Below are 21,544 nucleotides of genomic sequence, written 5' to 3'. Positions count from 1 at the left end.
CTGCCGCCGCGGGCCGCGCCGGGCTTCTAGCCTCGGCGGCATGCTGGGGCTTCCTTCTCATGTCCGCGCCTGCCTGTTCGACCTCGACGGGGTACTCACCCAGACCGCGAAAGTGCACGCGGCGGCCTGGAAGGAGATGTTCGACGGCTACCTCCGCGAGCGCGCGACCCGTGAGGGGACGGCGTTCGTCCCCTTCGACGCGGTCGACGACTACGACGAATACGTGGACGGGCGGCCCCGTGAGGACGGGGTGCGCACGTTCCTCGCCTCGCGCGGGGTGCACCTGCCCGAGGGATCGCCGGACGACCCGCCGGAGACGGAGACCGTGAACGGACTGGGCAACCGCAAGAACAACCTGGTCCTGCGGCGGATCCGCGAGGACGGGGTGGAGCCCTACGAGGGCTCGGTCCGTTTCGTGCACGCGGTGCGGGAGGCCGGACTGCGCTGCGCGGTCGTGTCGTCCAGCGCCAACTGCCGGGACGTCCTGGTCGCGGCCGGGATCGAGGACCTGTTCGACGAGCGGATCGACGGCGTGGTGACACGCGAGCGTCATCTGCGCGGCAAGCCCGCCCCGGACACCTACCTGGAAGCGGCCCGCGGGCTGGGCCTCCCACCGGAGGAGGCGGCCGTCTTCGAGGACGCCCTGGCCGGCGTCGAGGCGGGCCGGGCGGGACGGTTCGGCATCGTCGTGGGCGTCGACCGGGTGGGCCAGGCGCGGCAACTGCGCGAGCACGGGGCCGACGTGGTGGTCCGGGACCTGGCCGAGCTCCTGGAGTCGCGGTGATCACTCATCCCAGCTACACGGTCGAGCCGTGGTGCCTGCGCGAGACCGAGCTGAACCTCGATGTGCTCGCCCAGAGCGAATCGGTGTTCGCGCTGTCCAACGGACACGTCGGATGGCGCGGCAACCTCGACGAAGGGGAGCCGCACGGACTGCCCGGCGCCTACCTCAACGGCGTCTACGAGCGGCACCCGCTGCCGTACGCGGAGGCGGGCTACGGATATCCCGAGTCCGGTGAGACGATGATCAACGTCACCGACGGCAAGATCATCCGGCTGCTCGTGGACGACCACCCGTGCGATCTGCGCTACGGCCGGCTGCTGGCGCACGAGCGGGTCCTGGACTTCCGCTCCGGTGTGCTCAGCCGGACCGCGCGGTGGACGTCGCCCGGCGGCCGTACCGTCCGGATCACCTCCCACCGGCTCGTGTCCTTCACCCAGCGCGCGGTCGCCGCGGTCGTGTACGAGGTGGAGCCGGTCGACGGACCGACGACGGTCGCCGTGCAGTCCGAGCTGGTCGCCAACGAACAACTGCCCAGCATCCACGGCGATCCGCGCGTCGCGGCGGCGACCGAGTCCCCGCTGCTGCCCGAGGAGCACTTCGCGCAGCACACCCGGCTGCGGCTCGTGCACTGCACCGGCAACAGCAGGCTGCGGGTCGGTACGGCGGCCGACCACCTCGTCGAGGGGCCCGAGAGCACGAAGTGGACGGCACACAGCGAGCCCGACGTCAGCCGGCTGACGGTGACCGCGGACCTGGTGCCCGGTCAGCCGCTGCGGCTGGTCAAGTTCGTGGCCCACGGCTGGTCCGGTGAGCGTTCGCTGCCGGCCGTGCACGACCAGGTGGACGGGGCGGTGGCGGCCGCCGTCAGCACCGGCTGGGACGGGCTGGTCGCCGCCCAGCGGGCGTACCTGGACCGCTTCTGGGCCGGCGCGGACGTCGAGGTGGAGGGGGACGCGCAGATCCAGCAGGCGGTGCGGTTCGCTCTCTTCCATGTGCTCCAGGCGGCGGCCCGCGGCGAGAACCGGGCGATTCCCGCGAAGGGCCTGACCGGCACCGGGTACGACGGACACTCCTTCTGGGACACCGAGTCCTATGTGCTGCCCGTCCTGACCTTCACCGCGCCGGAGGCCGTCGCGTCGGCGCTGCGCTGGCGGCACCGGACGCTGCCGGCGGCGCGGGAGCGCGCGCGTCAACTCGGGCTGTCCGGGGCGACGTTCCCCTGGCGGACCATCGACGGCGCCGAGTGCTCCGCCTACTGGCCCGCCGGTACGGCCGCCTTCCACGTCAACGCCGACATCGCCATGGCCGTCGTGCGGTACGTCATGGTGACCGGTGACGAGGAGTTCGAGCGCGCCGAGGGGCTCGACATCCTCGTGGAGACCGCCCGGCTGTGGCGCTCCCTCGGTCACCACGACTCGGAGGGCGTCTTCCACATCGACGGGGTCACCGGTCCCGACGAGTACAGCGCCTTCGCCCGGGACAACCTGTACACGAACCTGATGGCCCGTCACAATCTCGTGGCCGCCGCGGACGCGGCGGTACGTCATCCGCACCGGGCCGCGGAACTCGGTGTCGACGACGAGGAGGCCGCGGTCTGGCGGGACGCGGCGGCCCGGATGGCGCTGCCGTACAACGAATCCCTCGGTGTCCACGAGCAGTCGGCGGGCTTCACGACCTTCCAGCGCTGGGACTTCGAGGCGACCCCGCCCGACAACTACCCGCTGCTGCTGCACTATCCCTACTTCGACCTGTACCGCAAACAGGTGGTGAAGCAGGCCGACCTGGTGCTGGCCATGATGGAGTGCCCGCACGCCTTCACCGAGGAGCAGAAGGCGCGCAACTTCGCCTACTACGAGGCGCTGACCGTCCGCGACTCCTCCCTCTCGGCGTCCTGCCAGGCGGTGCTCGCCGCCGAGACCGGTCATCTGCGGCTGGCCTACGCCTACCTCGGTGAGGCCGCGCTGATGGACCTGGACGACCTGGAACACAACACCCGTGACGGGCTGCACATCGCCTCCCTCGCCGGAACCTGGATCGCCCTCGTCGCGGGCTTCGGGGGGATGCGCCGGTACCTCGGCGAGGACGGGAAGCCGGGGATGCTGTCGTTCACACCGCGCCTGCCGGAAGCACTGTCCAGGGTGGCGTTCACCGTGCTGGTCTGCGGACGCAGGCTGAAGGTGGACATCGGCCGGAGCCGCGTGCGCTACCAGCTGGTGGAGGGCGGGCCACTGGACGTACTCCACCACGGGGAGCTGACGCCCCTGACCTCCGACGGGCCGGTCGACCGCCCGATGCCCCCCGCTCCCACGCGTCCGGAACCCCAGCAGCCGCCGGGCCGCCGCCCGGTGGGCCTGCCCACCGGGGAGGAGGACCGGACTGGGACACTGGAGTAGCACGGCGGGAACAGACCGGTGAGGGGGCGCGATGGACCACGGCGGGCGGCGGCGCGTCGACCTGGAGGGCGTCCCCGAGACACTGTTGTGGAACCTCCATCAGCGGGCCTACGAGGCGCGGCAGCCGCACCCCGTGCTCGACGACCCGAAGGCGGTCGAGCTCGTCGAGCGCATCGACTACCCCTTCGAAGAGACCTTCGGCACGCCGTCCCCGCTCCTGGCCCAGGGGCAGGCCCTGCGGGTGCGCACCTTCGACGACGCCGTCAGGGCCTTCCTCCGGGAGCATCCCCGCGGCACCGTCGTCACGCTCGCCGAAGGGCTGGAGACGCAGTTCTGGCGGGTCGACAACGGCCGTGCGCACTGGCTCTGCGTCGAACTCCCGCAGACGGCGAAGGTGCGCCAGGCGCTGCTGCCGGACGAGGAACGCCGCCGGACGCTGGCGCGGTCGGCGCTGGACCCGTCCTGGCGGGGCGAGGTGGACCCCGCGCACGGCGTGCTCGTCACCGCGCAGGGCCTGCTGATGTACCTGCGCCCGGCCGAGGTGCGGCAGCTGATCGCCGGCTGCGCCGAGGCGTTCCCCGGCGGATCGCTGGTCTTCGACGCGGTGCCGCGGTGGTTCGGCGAACGTACCCTGAGCGGTCGGATGAGGACGGCGCAGGGCTACGTCACTCCGCCCATGCCCTGGGCGCTCGACGCCGGTGAGCTGCCGAAGATCCGTACGGCGCACCCGGCCGTCACCGAGGTGCGCGAACTGCCGCTGCCGCGCGGACGCGGCGCGTACTTCGGCGTGGTCCGGCCCGTGCTGCGGCGGCTGCCGGGGGCGCGCAACATCCGGCCGACCATGACCGTCCTGGCCCGGTTCGGCCCGAGCGCCTGAATCGTGCGGCGAGCACGGTCGGCCGACCGGCCGCTACGCACCGTGAAACGGCGCGGTCGCAGGTGACCTTCGCCGCCGCAAGGTCGATACTTCCAGTAGACGGGACGGGCGGCTTCCCCCTCGGGAGGCCGTCAGTGCGCCGGTGACCTGCGAAGACACAGGTCTTGGGCTCAACCGCCAAGCTCACGAGGAGATACGCATGAAGATGCTGATCAACGTCCCGGAGACCGTCGTGGCGGACGCGCTGCGCGGTCTGGCGGCCGCGCACCCGGATCTGAACGTGGACGTGGAGCACCGGGTGATCGCCCGCCGGGACGCGCCCGTGGCCGGTCAGGTCGCGCTCGTGTCGGGAGGCGGCTCGGGGCACGAGCCGCTGCACGGCGGGTTCGTCGGCCCGGGCATGCTGTCCGCCGCCTGCCCCGGAGAGGTGTTCACCTCGCCGGTGCCCGACCAGATGGCGCGTGCCGCGGCGGCCGTGGACAGCGGCGCGGGCGTGCTGTTCGTGGTGAAGAACTACACCGGCGACGTGCTCAACTTCGACATGGCGGCCGAGCTGGCCGAGGACGAGGGCATCCAGGTCGCCAAGGTGCTCGTCGACGACGACGTGGCCGTCACCGACAGCCTCTACACGGCCGGGCGTCGCGGCACCGGCGCGACGCTCTTCGTGGAGAAGATCGCGGGCGCCGCCGCGGCCGAGGGGCAGCCGCTGGAGCGCGTGGAGGCCATCGGCCGCCAGGTCAACGGGAACTCCCGCAGCTTCGGCGTGGCCCTGAGCGCCTGTACGACCCCGGCGAAGGGCAGCCCGACCTTCGATCTGCCGGACGGTGAGCTGGAGTTGGGCATCGGTATCCACGGCGAGCCGGGCCGCGAGCGGCGGCCGATGATGACCTCCGGGGAGATCGCCGACTTCGCGGTCAACGCGATCCTGGAGGACATGCCGCCGCGCAGCCCGGTCCTGGTGCTGGTCAACGGCATGGGCGCGACGCCGCTGCTGGAGCTGTACGGCTTCAACGCGGAGGTGCAGCGGGTGCTCCGCGAACGCGGGGTCGCCGTGGCCCGCACCCTCGTCGGCAACTACGTCACCTCGCTGGACATGGCGGGCGCCTCGGTGACGCTGTGCCAGGCCGACGAGGAGCTGCTGCGGCTGTGGGACGCGCCGGTGAAGACCCCGGCGCTGCGCTGGGGAATGTGATACGGCGGAGCAGACGGCGACCGATCCCGGCCGAACGGCCGACAGCCCTACCACGCGAGGAGATCAAGTGCTCGACGCCGCATTCTTCCGCCGTTGGATGACGACGGCCGCCGCGTCCGTCAGTCGCGAGGCGGAACGGCTCACCGCCCTCGACTCGGCCATCGGGGACGCGGACCACGGCAGCAATCTGCAGCGCGGGTTCACGGCCGTGGCGGCCGCGCTGGAGAAGGAGGCGCCGGACACCCCGGGGGCCGTGCTGACGCTGGCCGGGCGGCAGTTGATCTCGACGGTCGGCGGTGCGTCCGGACCGCTGTACGGCACCCTGCTGCGCCGGACCGGCAAGGCGCTCGGGGACGCCGCCGAGGTCGGCGAGGATGAGCTGGCCGCGGCGCTGCGCGCGGGCGTGGACGGGGTGATGGCGCTCGGCGGGGCCGCACCGGGCGACAAGACCATGATCGACGCCCTGGTGCCGGCCGTGGACGCGCTCGGGGCCGGGTTCGGCGCCGCGCGGGCCGCTGCGGAGGAGGGCGCGCTGGCCACCACGCCGTTGCAGGCGCGCAAGGGGCGCGCGAGCTATCTGGGCGAGCGCAGCATCGGCCACCAGGATCCGGGGGCGACCTCGTCGGCGCTGCTCATCGCCGCGCTGGCCGACACGGCGGAGGCGGAGCGGTGAGCGGGGAGAAGCTGGTCGGGATCGTGCTGGTGTCGCACAGCGCGGAGGTGGCCGCGTCGGTCGCCGAGCTGGCCAAGGGGCTGGCGGGCGGGGCGACCGCGGTACCGGTGGCGCCGGCGGGCGGCACCGAGGGCGGCGGGCTCGGCACCAGCGCCGAGCTGATCTCCGCCGCGGCGGCCTCGGTGGACCGGGGGGCCGGGGTGGCGGTCCTCACCGACCTGGGCAGCGCGGTGCTCACGGTGAAGGCGCTGCTCGCCGAGGGCGACGAACTGCCGGACGGCACCCGCCTGGTGGACGCGCCGTTCGTGGAGGGCGCGGTGGCCGCCGTGGTCACCTCCGCCGCCGGGGCGGACCTGGACGCGGTGGAGTCCGCGGCAGCGGAGGCGTACAGCTACCGCAAGGTGTGACTCCGGGGCCCCCGCCTGGTCGGTGACCTGACCGGGCTCCCCTGAGCGGGCCGACGACCAGCGGCGGCCGGCCCGGGCGTCCCGCACCGGGCCGGTCCGTCGAGGTGCAGCGCGCCCCGTCCGGGCCGGCCGGGAGCGGCCCGTGTGCGCCTGGCCCGGTCGGCCGACCCCAGGGGTCTCCCGACCGGGGCCGTCCCTGGCCGGCGGGTCGCCCGGGGCGGGCGGTCAGTCGGTCGTGAGGAACTGTCTGGCCAGCCGCTCCCCCGTCGCCACCGCCTCCTCGTGGTCCTCGATGGGGGTGATCAGGGAGTTCCGGAAGAGGATGTACGTCACGTCGGAGGGCGTCCCGCCGGTGAGCGGGTCGGGGTCGATGCCCAGGCCCTGGGCGGTGGCGTAGGAGGCCTCGCCGATGAGGTCGCTCGGACCGGTGTCGCCGACGACCGCGTACTGCACCCGGTCGCCGTGGACGACGGCCGCCACGGAGCCGCCCCGGATGCCGTGCGCGCGGAAGTCCCAGCGGGAGCTCGGGGCGGGGACCACGATGTAGGGCAGCGTCTCGGCGTTCAGGTAGAGGCCGTCGGACTGCTGGAAGGCCGTCATGGGGGCGAAGACCGGGTCGGTGCTGGAGTTGCAGTGGATGGTGGGCCGGCCGTCGCAGTCGACGTCCAGGTCGGCCTTCCAGAAGACGGCGTCGTCGGTGCCGCAGACGGGGACGGTCGCGGGGCTGCCGGCGTCGGTGCGGTACCGGCCCCGGGAGAGCTCGGTGCACGTGCCGGTCCGGGCCAGCAGGTCGGCGGCGGTGACCCCGCCCTCATCCCGGGCCGCGGGCCGCTCGCGGGGCGGGACGGCGGTGGCCGGGGCGGGCAGCGCCGCCGGGGCGATCAGGGCGGCGCCGGCCGCGGCCAGGATCAGCGACGGGACACGCACGATGAGGGACCCTCTCGTCGGGGACATGGCGGACATCCAGCACACTGTGGTGCGGCTCCGGGCGCAGGGCCACGGGAGCCGCCGCGAAGGGGCCGGATGGAGCACGCTTCTGACACCCCGTAAGGGGACAACCGGGCGAGCCTCGGGGCCCGGCGGGGACAACAGGGGCCGGGGATCCGGACCGGGTACCGCCCCGGATCCCCGGCCACCCGCGCCGGCGCGGGATCGGCGACGACAGCGTGTCCGCGCCACAGGCATGAACTTCCCTGCCCTCTTGGGTAGTTCAGCCGTAGGGACGCTCAGCATACGTAACATCCGGGGATGCTCACCAACGCGGCCCCCTTGCTGTGACCGCACCGGCCGGGCCATATTGGTCCGGACCTTTAGGGATGTCGAGGCCGTCCGGGGGAGGCAGAGCCGTGCGACGCGTTCCCGTCCCGCTCGTCCTGGTCTGCGGCTCGCTGCTGCTGGTCGCGTCCTGCGGCTGGAGCCGGGCCGACGACGGTGGCGGCGAGGGCCGGGTGCCCGGCGCCCCGGCCGGGGTCACCGCCGCGGCGGGCAGCGCCACGAGCGTCCATGTGATGTGGAACGCGGCACCGGAGGGCTCCGGGGTCCGCAGCTACGAGGTCTATCGAGGCCCCACCAAGGTGGCGGAAGTACCGGGTTCGCAGCACATGGTGGACGTCACCAGGCTCAGGCCGTCCACCATGTATGCGTTCACCGTGCGGGCCCGGGACAGCGCGGGCCGGCTGGGCCCGCCGAGCCGGACGACACGCGCCCGGACGCCGGCGGCGACGGTGGCGGACCACTCGGCACCGACCCGGCCGACGACGACCACCGGGCGGGCCGTCGGCAGCCGGGCGGTCCAGTTGTCCTGGGGCGCGTCGCGGGACGACCGGGGCGTGCTGTCGTACGACGTCTACCAGGGCGGAGTGAAGATCCACAGCGTCGGCGGGAACCAGACCGCCACCGTCGTCACCGGTCTGCGCCCCGGCAGCCGTTACGTCTTCACGGTCCGGGCCCGCGACGCCGCCGACAACCTCTCCCCCGCCGGCGCACCGGTCCGTCTGACCACACCGGGCACCGACGACGGCCGGAACACCGCGCCCACCGGGTTCACCGCCGCGACCCACCGTGCCGGCGGGGCCCACTACATCGATCTGGCCTGGGACCCGCCCCGCACGGACGGGGTGATCACCGAGTACCAGATCGAGCTGGACCGCAGTGCGACCACCTCGCTGGTCTGGGGCGGCACACCGCCGCGCGGCCGGGCACGCCACAGCTTCTACGCCGGCACCGACGCCGGAGAGGAACACCGCGTGCGGCTGCGGGCTCGCCTGCCGGACGGCACCTGGGGCGGCTGGTCGGCGGAGCGCACGGTGACCACGGGCGGCTGACCGGCCCACCAGGCGGGCCTGACCACGGGCGGCTGACCGGCCCACCAGGCGGGCGTGACCACGGGCGGCTCCCCCCACCCGACAGGCGGGACCACACGGCCGACCGACCCACCCACCAGACGCGACCACACACGGCCGACCGCCCACCCCAGAGGCATGACCACACACGGCCCACCGACCCACCCACCAGACGCGACCACACACGGCCGACCGCCCACCCCAGAGGCATGACCACACACGGCCCATCGGCGCGGCGAGCCGGCGTGTCCCGGCTGCGCCGGTCGGCGGAACGCGTCACCCGACCGGGTCCGTCCCGCATGCGGGCGGGTCGGGGGGCGCGTTGGCTGCGGTTGAGGCAGCACGGACGTTTCCCGACCCCCGGCGGCGCATGGGACGTACCGCCGACCGTGCCGCCGGAGGCCAGCCCATGCACACCTCGCGACTTCTGCTCCGACCCGGCCTGACCCTGGCGGCCGCCGCCCTCCCGGCCGTGCTCGCCGGGCCGTCCGCCGCGGTCTCGGGCATCTCGGTCAGCACCACCGGCACCACGGTCTCCGTGGTCACCAGCGCCTGCACCCTGATCAACGGCAGCTGGGGCACGGCGGCCCTGCTCACCAACCGGCAGGCGAACTTCGCCCAGGGCCGGCAGGTGGCCCTGTCCGGCACGTCCGTCAGCCAGTCCGCCGCCTGGACCGGGGTGAACCCGGGGACGTACACCGTGGTGGTGGTCTGCTCCAGCGGCCTCACGGCGGGCAGCCAGTCGGTGATCGTGTCGGCGTCCGCGCCGGTGTCCGCGAAACCGACGGTCCCCGCGACGCGGCCGACGATCTCCTCGACGTCCAGCCCGGCACCGTCCCGGGGCGTGATGGGCGGACTCGGCGGCGCCGCCCGCGACTACGGCCCGTTGACCCTGGGCGTCGGCGCGGCCCTGGTCGGCGCCGGGGTCGTCGCCACGGGCTGGGTCCTGCGCCGCCGCTCGAAGCCGTACCGGCTCTGAGCGGCCCGCACGGCCGTACCGGCGGACGAGCGCCCCTCAGTCGGCGTCCGGCAGCTCGGCGAACTCCGCCAGGGCGTGGGTCAGCCACTGGGTCCAGAAGGTCTCCAGGTCGATGCCCGCCCGCAGGACCAGGTGGCGCAGCCGGTCCTGCGGGGCGTCCCGGTCCGGCGGGAAGTCGCGCTGCTCGATCCGCCGGTACTCGGCCAGCTGCCGCCGGTGCAGCTCCAGATGGCGGCGCAGATCGTCCTCAAGGCCCGCGGTGCCGACCACGGCCGCCGCGCGCAGCCGCAGCAGCAGGGGATCCCGCAGGGTCTTCGGGTCCTGCGCGGCGGCGGTCCAGCGGACCAGCTCGGCGCGGCCCGCGGGCAGGACCTCGTAACTCTTCTTCTGCCCACGGGCCGGCTGCTCGGCCGGCAGGGTGCGGATGAGGCCCTCCGCCTCCAGCTTCCCCAGCTCGCGGTAGATCTGCTGGTGCGTCGCGGACCAGAAGTAGCCGATCGACTTGTCGAACCGGCGGGTCAGCTCCAGTCCCGACGACGGCTTTTCCAGCAGGGCGGTGAGGATCGCGTGCGGGAGTGACATGGGCTCATCCTAGGGAGGCGCGCACGGGCCCCTACAGCGCCGCCGCCAGCTCCGTGCCCTGCTTGATCGCCCGCTTGGCGTCCAGCTCGGCCGCGACGTCCGCGCCGCCGATCAGGTGCACGCTGCGCCCGGCGGCCACCAGCTCCTCGTACAGCTCCCGGCGCGGTTCCTGGCCGGTGCAGAGCACGACCGTGTCGACCTCCAGGACCGTGCTCTCGTCGCCGACGGTGATGTGCAGCCCGGCGTCGTCGATGCGGTCGTAGCGCACGCCCGGCACCATGGTCACGCCCCGGTGCTTCAGCTCGGTGCGGTGGATCCAGCCGGTGGTCCTGCCGAGTCCGGCGCCGACCTTGCTGGTCTTGCGCTGGAGCAGGTGGACCTGGCGGGGCGGCGCGGGCCGTTCGGGGGCGGCGAGCCCGCCCGGCGCCCGGTAGGTCATGTCGACGCCCCAGTTCCGGAAGTACGTCTCCGGGTCCTCGCTCGCCTTGTCACCGCCGTCGGTGAGGAACTCGGCGACGTCGAAGCCGATGCCGCCGGCCCCGAGGACGGCGACGCGGTCGCCGACGGGCGCGCCGTCGCGCAGCACGTCGAGGTAGCCGAGGACGCGGGGGTGGTCGACGCCGGGGATGTCCGGGGTGCGCGGGGTGACGCCGGTGGCGACGACGACCTCGTCGAAGCCCTCCAGGTCGCCGGCCTCCACCCAGGTCTCCAGGCGCACGTCGACGCCGTGGGCGTCGAGCTGGTGGCGGAAGTAGCGCAGCGTCTCGTCGAACTCCTGCTTGCCGGGCACCTTGCGGGCGACGTTGAGCTGTCCGCCGATGTCGCTCGCCGCGTCGAACAGGGTGACGGTGTGGCCGCGTTCGGCGGCGGAGACCGCGCAGGCGAGGCCGGCCGGGCCGGCGCCGACGACGGCGACGCGCTTCTTCAGCCGGGTCGGCGCGAGGACCAGCTCGGTCTCGTGGCAGGCGCGCGGGTTGACCAGACAGGAGGTGATCTGCCCGCTGAAGGTGTGGTCGAGGCAGGCCTGGTTGCAGCCGATGCAGGTGTTGATGGCCTCCGGGGTGCCGGCGGCGGCCTTGGCGACGAAGTCGGGGTCGGCGAGCATCGGGCGGGCCAGGGAGACCATGTCCGCGCAGCCGTCGGCCAGCAGTCGCTCGGCGAGTTCCGGGGTGTTGATGCGGTTGGTGGTCACCAGGGGCACGGACACCTCGCCCATGAGCTTCTTCGTGACCCAGGTGTAGGCGCCGCGCGGCACGGAGGTGGCGATGGTGGGGATGCGGGCCTCGTGCCAGCCGATGCCGGTGTTGATGATCGTGGCCCCGGCGGACTCGACGGCCTTGCCGAGCGCGACCACCTCGTCCAGCGAGGAGCCGCCCGGGACCAGGTCCAGCATGGACAGCCGGTAGATGACGATGAAGTCCTCGCCGACGGCCTCGCGCACCCGGCGGACGATCTCGACGGGGAACCGCATCCGGTTCTCGTAGGAGCCGCCCCAGCGGTCCGTGCGCCGGTTCGTCTGCGCGGCGATGAACTCGTTGATCAGGTAGCCCTCGGAGCCCATGATCTCGACCCCGTCGTAGCCGGCCCGGCGGGCGAGGCGGGCGGCGCGGGCGTAGTCCTCGATGGTGCGCTCGACGTCGGCGTCGGTCAGCTCGCGGGGCACGTAGGGGCTGATGGGGGCCTGGAGCGCGCTCGGCGCGACGAGGTCCCGGTGGTAGGCGTAGCGGCCGAAGTGCAGGATCTGCATCGCGATCCGGCCGCCCTCGCGGTGCACGGCCTCGGTGACGGTCCGGTGCCGCTCGGCCTCCGCCTCGGTGGTGAGCATGGCTCCGCCCTCGTACGGCCGTCCCTCCTCGTTGGGAGCGATGCCGCCGGTGACGATGAGTCCCACTCCGCCACGCGCGCGGGCCGCGTAGAACGCCGCCATCCGCTCGAAGCCGCGCTCGGCCTCCTCCAGGCCGACGTGCATGGAGCCCATGAGCACGCGGTTGGGCAGTGTGGTGAAGCCCAGGTCGAGCGGGGTCATCAGATGCGGGTAACGGCTCATCGGGCCCTCCGTGCGCGGTGTCGTCACCTCCTGTTGTAGAGGAAGCCCGAGCCTTTGTGCAACTAGTTGCACAACCGCCCGCACGGGGGCATGGACGTCCTGACGCAGTACGCCCCGGTCGGCGGGGAGCCGACCGGGGCGTTGCTCAGGACCCTGACGTGTTCAGCGGCTCTCCAGGCGCAGGTGCAGGTCCCGCTCCTGGTCGCCGGAGGCCGTGCAGGTCTCCTGCACGGTGAACATCGAGTCCAGGGTGTGGCGGAACCTCTCCACCGCCCAGTAGCTGCCCTGCACGTCCGCCTGGACGGGCGAGTCGAGGTGGACCGGCGGGCAGCCCCCGCCGCGGGCGTCCGCCACGTCGTACGTGCCGAGCCATACCATCGGACGGGTCTCGTGGAGCTGCTGCGGTACCTCCTCCGGAGCCCGGTCGGAGGCGAAGCAGGCGCTGAGCGCTTCGAAGACGAGCCGGGCGTCGTCCTTGGAATAGCCGCTGATCTCCACCGAGACGGTTTCCGGATGCGACCGCTCCGTGTCTGCCATGATCGCTCCTTTCGTGGCCGCGCTGCGGTGGAACGGGGTACCCCGCCGAACCGCGTTCATCCTCAGCAAAGCACCACCGGCCGCCGGGCACACCTCAGCCGCGGGAGAACTTGTACGTCTTGCTGTCCGTCAGCACGCAGAAACCGGGCGAGACCACGATCACGCGCAGGGTGCCGCTCCGGCGGTCGTAGTCGATGCCCTCCGCCTCGAACGTGCCCGAGCAGGAGCTGCGCAGCGGCAGCTGGCGCAGCGCCGTGACATGGCCGGAGACGTCCGCCGTGCCGTTGGGCGCGGCCGACAGGTCGATCTGGAGCAGCGGCTTGGTGAGTCCGAACAGGCTGCCCTCCGGGTCGTCGGAGGAGCACAGCAGGGTGGTCGGGCCGGAGAAGTCGCAGCCCTGGACGTCGCGGACGGCGTGGTCCAGGCGGACGGTGGAGGCCTGCGGGAGGTTCACCGAGGGGGAGGTGGCCGGGTTGACGCCCGGGGTCGGGAAGACCAGCAGCCGGGTCATCGTGCCCCACTCACCGGACAGCATCCACTGGCCGTCGGGCGAGATCGCGGCCCAGGAGTTGTTCAGCGCCTCGCCCGCGCTCAGCGTGTGGACGTACTCCGACCAGGCGCCGCCGGGCGCCTGCACCCGGAACATCTTGGAGTTGCCGGAGTCGCGCTGGTAGGGCTCGATGTAGTAGCCGTCGTACGAGGCGTCGGGGTCGCCGACGTGGTTCCAGCCGCGGCTGGAGACGCCGAGGGGGATGGTGCCGATGCCGGTGTAGCGGTTGGCGCTGTTCGCCGGGACCTCCACCGAGGTCAGGCCCTGGCTCTCGGTCAGCGGGTCGGCGCGGTCGGAGCCGGTCTCGGTCCAGGTGTCGGCCGCGCGGGCGGGCGCGGGTGCGGCGAGCGACACGACGGCGGCGGTGGCGAGGGTGACGAGTCCGGCGAGAACTGCGTGACAACGTTGCCGGGCGGACGCGGGCATGGCCGACTCCTCTGACGGGGGTGGGGACCCAGGGTGAGCGGGCGGGGACACTCGGTCGGCGGACAGTCTGGCGTGGCGCCGTAGTCATGTACAGACCAAGGAAGCAACATGAGCGTGAACTCTCACGGCCCGCGGGAGCGCGCTGTACGGTCTCGGCAGGAGGTCCGTCACCGCGCGCACCGCCGGCGCGACGGCTTCGGCGGACGGCCGCGCCGTGGTGAGAGATGGTGGAGGTGGACGGCGAAGGCGTCGGAGAGTCGGGTGTGAGCGCGGTAGAACAAGGGGAGTCGGCACGGGGGACGGCGTACCGTGCGGACGGGCGAAGGCGGTGCGTGGCATGAGTGCACCCGGGGCTCCGGTGGCGGAGAGCGGCGAACCGGCGCGTGGGCCGGTGCCTCCGGGCGGCCTGCTCGACGTCCTCGGCGTGGCGTCGGTGGTGCTGGACACCGACGGCCGGATCGTCCTGTGGAGCCCGCAGGCGGAGGAACTCTTCGGCTACACCGCGCAGGAGGCCCTCGGCCAGTACGCCGCCCGGCTGATGGTGCACGAACGGCACATCCAGCTCGTCGGCAAGCTCTTCGCCGACGTGATGCGCACCGGCCAGAGCTGGGCGGGCGGCTTCCCGGTCCGGCACAAGGACGGCAGCACCCGTCTGGTGGAGTTCCGCAACATGCGGCTGCTGGACGACCAGGGGGACGTGTACGCGCTCGGGCTCGCCGCCGACCAGTCGACCGTACGACGGCTGGAGCAGGACGTGGCGCTGTCCGAGCGGATGGTGATGCAGTCACCGATCGGCTACGCCGTCCTGGACACCGGCCTGCGGTACGTCTCGGTCAACCCGGCCCTGGAGAAGATGAACGGGGTGCCGGCCGCCGGGCACGTGGGCCGGACGCTGCACGAGGTGCTGCCGCTGCTGGACACCGAGTCCCTGGAGGCCGCCGCGCGGCGGGTGCTGGAGACGGGAGTGCCGGTGATCGACGCCACGCTCGTCGGCCGCACGCCCGCCGACCCGGACGCGGACCACACCTGGTCGCACTCGCTGTACCGGCTGGAGGACGCCATGGGCAACGTGCTCGGGGTGGCGGTCTCGATGACCGACATCACCGAGCAGCACCGGGCGTCGGTGGAGCGGGAGGCCGCACGGCGCCGGCTCGCGGTCATCGCCGACGCCTCCGCCCGGATCGGTACGACGCTGGAGCTGGAGCGCACCGCCTGCGAGCTCGCCGAGGTCGCCGTGCCGGAACTGGCGGACGTGGCGGCCGTGGATCTGCTGGAGGCGGTGGTCGAGGGCCGGCGCAGCACCCTGGGTCCCACGGAGGCAGCGGTGATCCGGGCCCTGGCGGTCCGTCCGGCGGAGGGCTCGGAGGCGGTGCTGGCCGCCGACCCGCCCGGCCAGATCGCCCGGTACGCACCCGACCGCCTGGTCACCGAATGCGTACGCACCGGCGAGGCGGTCCTGGTGCCGCAGGTGAAGGACGAGGATCTGCCGCGCATCGCCCGCTCCCCCGAGGCGGCCGTGCTGCTGGGCCGGGCGGGCCTGCACTCGTACCTCGCGGTGCCGCTGATCGCGCGCGGCGAGGTGCTGGGCGCGCTCGACCTCAAACGCACCCGCAACGCGGCGCCCTTCGACGAGGACGACGTCCTGCTGGCGCGGGAGCTGGCCGCCCGCGCGGCCGTGCAGATCGACAACGCGCGCTGGTACCAGAACGCCCGCAACACCGCGCTGACCCTCCAGCGCAGCCTGCTGCCCAGCCATCCGCCGGTCACCACCGGCCTGGAGGTGGCGTCCCGGTACCAGCCGGCGGGCGCCACCAGCGAGGTGGGCGGGGACTGGTTCGACGTGATCCCGTTGGAGGGCGGCAAGACCGCGCTCGTCGTCGGTGACGTGATGGGCAGCGGCATCAGCGCGGCCGCCACGATGGGCCGGCTGCGCACCGCGACGACCACCCTGGCCGTCCTCGATCTCGATCCGGCGCGCCTGCTGGAGCACCTGGACAAGACGACCTCGGCCCTGAACCACTCGATCGCGACCTGCGTGTACGCCGTCCACGACCCGCATCTGCGGCAGTGCCGGATCGCCAACGCCGGCCATCTGCCGCCGGCCCGGGTACGGCCCGGCCGCCCGGCGGAGCTGCTCGACCTGCCCACCGGGGTACCGCTGGGGGTGGGCGGGGTCGACTTCTCCACCGTCACGGTCGACTTCGAGCCCGGCGACGAGCTGGTCTTCTACACCGACGGACTGGTGGAGACCCGCCGGCACTCGCTGGACGAGCGCCTGGCCTCCCTGCTGTCCCTGCTCGACGACCCGGCCCGCCCGCTGGAGGAGGCGTGCGACCTCCTGCTGCGCACGCTGCACCACCCGGACAACCACGACGACGTGGCCCTGCTCATCGCCCGGGCACAGGAGCTGCCGTAGGGGCCTCGCGGCCGGGGCGGCTGACGGCTGTTCAGGGAACCGGCGGCCCGTGGCCGACCGGAATCACCCTCCGGCCCGGGGCCGTACACCGATGACCACATGTGCGTAGAGATCCTCGCTCACCGCCAGGCGGGTCGTCAGGCCCGCGGTTTCGAAGACCCGTACGGCGGCCGGTGCCTGGCGTTCGCTGGTCTCGGAGAACAGGCAGCCGCCGGGGGCGAGCCACTCGGGTGCCCCGGCGGCCACCCGGCGCAGCACGTCGAGTCCGTCGGCTCCGCCGTCCAGCGCGGTCAACGGCTCGTGCTCGCGGGCCTCCGCCGGCAGCAGGGCCACCTCGTCGGTGGGTACGTAGGGCACGTTGGCGGTCAGGACACCCACCCGGCCGCGCAGGCCGGCGGGCAGGGCGTCGTACAGGTCGCCCTGGTGCGCCCGGCCGCCGTACGCGGCGAGATTACGGCGGGCGCAGCGCACGGCGGCCAGATCGATGTCGGCGGCGTGCACCTCCGCCCCGTCCAGGGCGGCGGCCAGCGCCGCGCCGAGCGCGCCGGAACCACAGCACAGGTCCACGACGACGGTCGCGTCCGGCGCGGCGGCCAGCGCCTGGGCGACCAGGAACTCGGTACGGCGGCGGGGGACGAACACCCCTGGTTCCAGGGTGACGCGCAGCCCGTGGAACTCGGCCCAGCCGAGGACCTGTTCGAGCGGCAGCCCGGCGGCGCGCCGGTCCACCATGCCGGCCGCCTCCTCGGGCGTGCGGGCGGTGGCGAGGATCAACTCGGCCTCGTCCTCGGCGAAGACGCACCCTGCGGCACGCAACGCGGAGACGACGGCGGACGGGGAGAACGGGACAGGAGCGGGCATGGAAGCCGAGAGCCTTTCGGGAGCACGAAGCCTTCAGGGCGCTCCCGCGGTCACCGGCGCCGGCGTACCGCGCCGTCACGAGGAGGGAGCACCCCAGCCGACACAGCGGTAATGGGTCTCACCTCCTCGTCGTCGAAGCCGCGGACGCCGCGACCAGGACCGCCACCTTACCCCACGGCCCCCGACGGGCCCTCGGGGACGCCGGGTTCAGACACCGACCGTCTCCTCGGCCTCCTCCTCGGCCTCCTGCGCGGCCTCCTCCTCGGTGGCCCGCCGGGCCTTCCGCTCGGGCTCGGACACGGCCGGCGCGGCCCCGGCCCCGGCCCCGGGGGCGGTGGCTTCCTGGCGGGCGGCGCGGGTGCGCTCGTACAGGGCCGCCACCGCGGTCACCAGGACACCGGCGAGCAGCCAGGCCACCAGGGTCCACACGCAGCGGGCGAGGCCGTCGTCGCCGAAGTAGAGCAGGCTGCGGGCGCCCTCGACGAAGCCGGCGCCGTTCCAGAAGGCGTGCAGGGTGCCGAAGAAGCCGTTCTGGAGCTCGGGCTGGAACAGACCGCCGGAGCTGGTGAAGTTCAGCATCACGAACAGCACCATCATGGTGAGCGTGGTCCACCGCTTGAGGAACGTGTGCAGACCGACGCCGATGAGGAGGATGCCCGCCGAGTACAGCGAGGCCATGCCCCAGACGCCCGCGAGGTCGTGGTGGGCGAGGTGGAAGACCGGCCCGGCGAGCAGCGCGCCGATGCCGCCGACCACGGCGGCGACACCGAGTGCGAGCAGCGCCCGGACCCGCATCGCGAGGGCGGCGCCGGCGGCGCCGAGCGCGGCGACCGAGGCGTACGAGCCGATGCTGACCGCGACCAGCAGGAAGAACACGCCCTGGCCGGTGGGGTCGTCGGCGACCGGGGCGGCCACGTCGGTGACCTTCAGCGGAACGCCCTCCTCGGCGGCGACCGGCGTGAAGACCTTCTCGACGGCCGTGGCCCCCATGTCGGAGGCGGCGGTCGCCACCAGCAGCTCGGGCGCCCTGGCGCTCGGCACATAGGCGCCGGTCACATCGCGGGACTTGAGCAGGGCGACGGCGTCGGCCCGGGTGGCGACCGTGCGGACGTCGAGCTTGTCCCCCGCGGCGTCCTTGACGGTCTGCGCGAAGACCTTCGCCTTCGGGGCGGTGCCGACGACGGCGACCGGCAGGTGGTTCGGCTCCGGGGTGACGAACGCCCCCATGTACGCGAGCCCCATGCCGATGCACATCAGCAGCGGGGTGATCAGGTGCGTGAGCACATGGCGCAGTGCCGGTGACCTCATCGCGCGCGACCCTCCAAAGGTTGGCTTATACAACTCTCAGTTCGAGTTGTACTATACAACTAGAATGTCGGAGGAGGTATTCCCGTGAGCGCAGCGGAGTCGGCCGTCGAGACGATCCAACGCGAGATGACCATCTTCGCCCGCCGGGCCCGTGCCTCGGCGGGCCGCATGCACCCCGAGCTGTCCCTGGTGTCGTACACCCTGCTGGGCCACCTGGAGGAGAGCGGCGGCTGCCGGGCGACGGACCTGGCGGCCCACTACGCCCTGGACAAGTCCACGGTCAGCCGCCAGGTGGCGGCCCTGGAGCGGGCCGGGCTGATCGAGCGCCGGCTGGACCCGGAGGACCACCGGGTCCAGGTGCTGCATCTGACGGAGGCCGGCCAGGAGATCCTGGCCCAGGTCACCCGCAGCCGCCGGGCCGCGTTCCGGGAACGGCTCGCCAACTGGCCGGAGGAGGACCTGGTGCGCTTCGCCGCCTACCTGGAGCGGTACAACGCGGGCCCGGGCGGCGCCGACTCGGACTGAGGCGGTGGCCGGGCCGCGGGGAACCGCGCCGGATCACGGCACCGGTCACGCCGCCCGGTCCTCCGCCGGCCGCTGCGGTGCCCGCGCCGCGAGGAACGCCGTACGGCGGCGCAGCCGGAAGCCGAGGGACTCGTACAGCCGGATGGCGTTCGTGTTCCCGGCGCTCGTGTGCAGGAACGGTGTCTCCCCGCGTTCCCGGATGCCGTGCGCGACCGCGAGGATCAGGCGGGTGGCCAGGCCCTCCCCGCGGAACGCGGGGTCGGTGCAGACCGCGCTGATCTCGGTCCAGCCCGGCGGGTGCAGCCGCTCCCCGGCCATGGCGATCAGCGCGCCGTCGCGGCGTATGCCCAGGTAGGTGCCGAGTTCCACGGTGCGGGGCAGGAACGGTCCCGGCTGGGTCCGCGCCACCAGGTCGAGCATCTCGGGCACGTCCGCCGGGCCGAGGCGGACCGCCTCCGGTTCCGGTGCCGCGGCGAGGCCGTCGTCCACGAACTGCACGCCCTCGACCCTGAAGGTGATCTCCCAGCCGTCCGGCACCTCACCCCGGAAGCCGGGCAGCGGGACCTCGGCGCCGGGGCCGGCCAGCGCGGCGAGGTCCGCCCAGTCCCGCACGTCCGGCTCGTCGGGCAGGGCCAGCCACGGGGAGACGTCGACCGGATACCGCAGCACCCGGCCGCGCCGCTCGGCGAAGTGGGCGTGCGGGCCGGTCAGGGAGGCGAGCGCCGGGTTGTCGAGGACGTGCGGGACACCGGCGGCGGCCGGACCGGGGACGCCCGGGCTGCTGACGGCGCTCATCCGGCCACCTCGGTCACGGTCCTGGAGACATGGGCCTGGAGCATCCTCGTTTCCTCACTTCTCTCGTGCTGTCACCGGCGCACCGGTGCCGGCACCGATCGCCAAGGAGCGGCGTCGGGCCGGTATTCCCGGCCCGGGACAGTGTTCATAAGGCTGCAACGACGCGTGATGAGCCGCGGTAGGGGGCGCCGTGAGCCGCGGTAGGGGGCGCTGCGGCGCCGTGAGCCGCGGCGCGCCGTACCGCCGCGGGGCCGTCGGCCGGGATCCGGGCATCCCGGCCGACCACGTACGGTTGAACCATGAACGTCACGCGAGGCTTCACGGGTCGCCCGCGCGTCCACAACCCGGGGCTGCCGCCCGGGCAGTACGACGCGCGCGACGACTGGCCCGTCCTGTCCGCCGAGGTCACCCCCGACCTCGCCCCCGCCGACTGGTCCTTCCGCATCGACGGCCTGGTCGAGCGCCCGCACACCTGGGACTGGGACGCGGCACACGCACTGCCGGCGTCGGCGTACGACGGTGACATCCACTGTGTGACGGGCTGGTCGAAGTTCGGCGTGCGGTTCGGCGGCGTCTCGCTGGACGCCTTCTTCGATGTGGTGCGCCCCCATGGATCCGCCACATATGCCGTCGCCCGCTCCCACACGGGCTACACCACCAACCTGCCGCTCGCCGACCTCACCGGTGGGCGGGCCTGGATCGTCTGGGAGTACGACGGCGCGCCGCTGCCGCCCGAACACGGCGGACCGGCGCGGCTGCTGGTGCCCCACCTGTACTTCTGGAAGAGCGCCAAGTGGATCGCGGGCATCACGCTCTTCGACCACGACGAGCCCGGCTTCTGGGAGCGCAACGGCTACCACGCGCGCGGCAACCCGTGGGAGGAACAGCGGTACTGCGGTGACTGAGACGACGACTTCCGTGACGCGGTTCGCGGTGCCCGGGCGGATCGCCGTGAGCGAGCAGGCGGCCTCCATGTGGCAGACGGCCACCCTGACGGAGATCCGGCCCGAGACACCGCACGCGGCCACGTTCCGGCTGGCGGTGCCGGGCTGGGCGGGGCACCTGCCGGGCCAGCACCTGCTGCTGCGGCTGACCGCCGCCGACGGCTATGTGGCGCAGCGCCACTATTCGATCGCGTCGGCGCCGGACGGCTCCGGGCACATCGAGCTGACCCTCGACCGGGTGCCGGACGGGGAGGTCTCCGGCTGGTTCCACACCGTGGCCCGGCCGGGTGACACGGTCGAGGTGCGGGGGCCGCTCAGTGGCTTCTTCGCCTGGCCGGGTGACCGGCCCGCGCTGCTGATCGGGGCCGGTTCCGGGGTCGTACCGCTGATGTCGATGATCCGGCACCACCGGGCGCGCGGCCTCGCCGTCCCGCTGCGGATGCTGGTGTCGGCGCGCAGCCCCGAGGAACTGATCTACGCCTCCGAGCTGGGCGCGGAGACGACGCCGGTGTTCACGCGCAGCGCTCCGCCCGGGGTCCCGGTGGGACGTATGACGACCGCACATGTGACGCCGCTCCTGGCCGAACAGCCCGTCGGTGGGTGGGAAGCCTATGTGTGCGGATCCAACGGTTTCGCCGAACACGCTTCCCGACTGCTGGTGGCGGCCGGCCAGCCGGTGGACCGCATCCGCATCGAGCGCTTCGGCTGACCCGTCGGGGCCGGGCGAGGCGCGGTGCCCGCAGCGCGTCGGCCGGGACCTGAGCGGTCGGCTGGGACCGAGCGGCCGCGCTGACACGGAGTCGGCCGGCCCGGACCGACCGACCGGGTCGGCGGACACCGAGCGAGTCGATCGAGACCGGGCGCGGGGGTGGCCCCTGAGGGGCACGACCCCCAGCGCGCCGGGAG

Annotated in this window: 20 protein-coding genes; 12 read left to right on the top strand and 8 right to left on the bottom strand. The window is 73.4% G+C overall.

Annotated elements, in window-relative coordinates; all coding sequences use genetic code 11:
* The first annotated feature begins 40 nt into the window (after window positions 1-40).
* From ACH4LD_RS34975 to ACH4LD_RS34950, 6 genes are all read left to right on the top strand, one after another.
* The gene (locus ACH4LD_RS34975; protein WP_398058141.1) at window positions 41-784 is read left to right on the top strand and encodes an HAD family hydrolase; all 744 of its coding nucleotides are present in this window, start codon (window positions 41-43) and stop codon (window positions 782-784) included.
* On the top strand, window positions 781-3,177 hold the full coding sequence (locus ACH4LD_RS34970; RefSeq protein ID WP_398058140.1) for a glycoside hydrolase family 65 protein: 2,397 nt from the start codon (window positions 781-783) through the stop codon (window positions 3,175-3,177). Before ACH4LD_RS34975 ends, ACH4LD_RS34970 begins: the two co-directional genes overlap by 4 nt.
* A gap of 31 nt (window positions 3,178-3,208) precedes the next feature.
* Window positions 3,209-4,054, top strand: a complete 846-nt coding sequence (locus tag ACH4LD_RS34965; protein WP_398058139.1) for a class I SAM-dependent methyltransferase — start codon at window positions 3,209-3,211, stop codon at window positions 4,052-4,054.
* Window positions 4,055-4,253: 199 nt separating this feature from the next.
* A complete protein-coding gene (gene dhaK, locus ACH4LD_RS34960) occupies window positions 4,254-5,246 on the top strand; it encodes a dihydroxyacetone kinase subunit DhaK (RefSeq protein WP_398058138.1) in 993 nt (330 codons plus the stop codon).
* A 67-nt stretch (window positions 5,247-5,313) separates the two neighbouring features.
* Window positions 5,314-5,919 carry a dihydroxyacetone kinase subunit DhaL gene (gene dhaL / locus ACH4LD_RS34955; RefSeq protein ID WP_398058137.1) on the top strand — a complete coding sequence of 202 codons (606 nt, stop codon included), beginning with the start codon at window positions 5,314-5,316 and terminating at the stop codon, window positions 5,917-5,919.
* On the top strand, window positions 5,916-6,326 hold the full coding sequence (locus ACH4LD_RS34950; protein ID WP_398058136.1) for a PTS-dependent dihydroxyacetone kinase phosphotransferase subunit DhaM: 411 nt from the start codon (window positions 5,916-5,918) through the stop codon (window positions 6,324-6,326). The genes dhaL and ACH4LD_RS34950 overlap by 4 nt, the downstream gene beginning before the upstream one ends.
* Window positions 6,327-6,551: 225 nt before the next feature.
* On the opposite strand, the gene ACH4LD_RS34945 is transcribed toward ACH4LD_RS34950, so the two are convergent.
* Complete coding sequence (locus ACH4LD_RS34945) at window positions 6,552-7,253, bottom strand: glycoside hydrolase family 75 protein (RefSeq protein WP_398058256.1); 702 nt, start codon at window positions 7,251-7,253, stop codon at window positions 6,552-6,554.
* Window positions 7,254-7,672: 419 nt separating this feature from the next.
* Between ACH4LD_RS34945 and ACH4LD_RS34940 the strand changes: the two genes are divergently transcribed.
* Both ACH4LD_RS34940 and ACH4LD_RS34935 read left to right on the top strand, forming a co-directional pair.
* On the top strand, window positions 7,673-8,650 hold the full coding sequence (locus ACH4LD_RS34940) for a fibronectin type III domain-containing protein (protein WP_132790157.1): 978 nt from the start codon (window positions 7,673-7,675) through the stop codon (window positions 8,648-8,650).
* Window positions 8,651-9,077: 427 nt separating this feature from the next.
* On the top strand, window positions 9,078-9,647 hold the full coding sequence (locus ACH4LD_RS34935; protein ID WP_132790159.1) for a hypothetical protein: 570 nt from the start codon (window positions 9,078-9,080) through the stop codon (window positions 9,645-9,647).
* A gap of 36 nt (window positions 9,648-9,683) precedes the next feature.
* Here the strand turns inward: ACH4LD_RS34935 and ACH4LD_RS34930 are convergent, their stop codons facing one another.
* From ACH4LD_RS34930 to ACH4LD_RS34915, 4 genes are all read right to left on the bottom strand, one after another.
* On the bottom strand, window positions 9,684-10,229 hold the full coding sequence (locus ACH4LD_RS34930; RefSeq protein ID WP_132790161.1) for a PadR family transcriptional regulator: 546 nt from the start codon (window positions 10,227-10,229) through the stop codon (window positions 9,684-9,686).
* Between the two features lie 31 nt (window positions 10,230-10,260).
* On the bottom strand, window positions 10,261-12,276 hold the full coding sequence (locus ACH4LD_RS34925; protein ID WP_398058135.1) for an FAD-dependent oxidoreductase: 2,016 nt from the start codon (window positions 12,274-12,276) through the stop codon (window positions 10,261-10,263).
* Between the two features lie 162 nt (window positions 12,277-12,438).
* Window positions 12,439-12,813, bottom strand: a complete 375-nt coding sequence (locus tag ACH4LD_RS34920; protein ID WP_103816061.1) for a hypothetical protein — start codon at window positions 12,811-12,813, stop codon at window positions 12,439-12,441.
* A gap of 94 nt (window positions 12,814-12,907) precedes the next feature.
* Entirely contained in the window at window positions 12,908-13,789 is an 882-nt protein-coding gene (locus ACH4LD_RS34915) for a hypothetical protein (RefSeq protein ID WP_398058134.1), read from the bottom strand.
* A 337-nt stretch (window positions 13,790-14,126) separates the two neighbouring features.
* Between ACH4LD_RS34915 and ACH4LD_RS34910 the strand changes: the two genes are divergently transcribed.
* On the top strand, window positions 14,127-16,205 hold the full coding sequence (locus ACH4LD_RS34910; protein ID WP_398058133.1) for a SpoIIE family protein phosphatase: 2,079 nt from the start codon (window positions 14,127-14,129) through the stop codon (window positions 16,203-16,205).
* A gap of 63 nt (window positions 16,206-16,268) precedes the next feature.
* On the opposite strand, the gene ACH4LD_RS34905 is transcribed toward ACH4LD_RS34910, so the two are convergent.
* Window positions 16,269-17,066, bottom strand: a complete 798-nt coding sequence (locus ACH4LD_RS34905; RefSeq protein WP_398058132.1) for a putative protein N(5)-glutamine methyltransferase — start codon at window positions 17,064-17,066, stop codon at window positions 16,269-16,271.
* Window positions 17,067-17,273: 207 nt separating this feature from the next.
* A complete protein-coding gene (locus ACH4LD_RS34900) occupies window positions 17,274-18,374 on the bottom strand; it encodes a hypothetical protein (RefSeq protein WP_398058131.1) in 1,101 nt (366 codons plus the stop codon).
* Window positions 18,375-18,500: 126 nt separating this feature from the next.
* Here ACH4LD_RS34900 and ACH4LD_RS34895 point away from each other — a divergent pair, with 126 nt between their 5' ends.
* Window positions 18,501-18,899, top strand: coding sequence for a MarR family winged helix-turn-helix transcriptional regulator (locus tag ACH4LD_RS34895; RefSeq protein WP_398058255.1), 399 nt, complete (start codon window positions 18,501-18,503; stop codon window positions 18,897-18,899).
* A 45-nt stretch (window positions 18,900-18,944) separates the two neighbouring features.
* On the opposite strand, the gene ACH4LD_RS34890 is transcribed toward ACH4LD_RS34895, so the two are convergent.
* Window positions 18,945-19,694 (bottom strand): GNAT family N-acetyltransferase, encoded by a 750-nt coding sequence (locus tag ACH4LD_RS34890; protein WP_398058130.1) that lies wholly within the window; start codon window positions 19,692-19,694, stop codon window positions 18,945-18,947.
* A gap of 299 nt (window positions 19,695-19,993) precedes the next feature.
* Here ACH4LD_RS34890 and ACH4LD_RS34885 point away from each other — a divergent pair, with 299 nt between their 5' ends.
* Both ACH4LD_RS34885 and ACH4LD_RS34880 read left to right on the top strand, forming a co-directional pair.
* On the top strand, window positions 19,994-20,599 hold the full coding sequence (locus ACH4LD_RS34885; RefSeq protein ID WP_398058129.1) for a sulfite oxidase-like oxidoreductase: 606 nt from the start codon (window positions 19,994-19,996) through the stop codon (window positions 20,597-20,599).
* On the top strand, window positions 20,592-21,347 hold the full coding sequence (locus ACH4LD_RS34880) for a ferredoxin reductase (protein ID WP_398058128.1): 756 nt from the start codon (window positions 20,592-20,594) through the stop codon (window positions 21,345-21,347). The genes ACH4LD_RS34885 and ACH4LD_RS34880 overlap by 8 nt, the downstream gene beginning before the upstream one ends.
* Window positions 21,348-21,544 lie beyond the last annotated feature (197 nt).

It is taken from the genome of Streptomyces sp. NPDC017676 (assembly GCF_044329325.1).
In the GTDB taxonomy this organism is placed as follows: domain Bacteria; phylum Actinomycetota; class Actinomycetes; order Streptomycetales; family Streptomycetaceae; genus Streptomyces.
The sequence above is the reverse complement of the archived record's forward strand: the minus strand, read 5'-3'. Positions and strand labels throughout refer to the sequence as shown.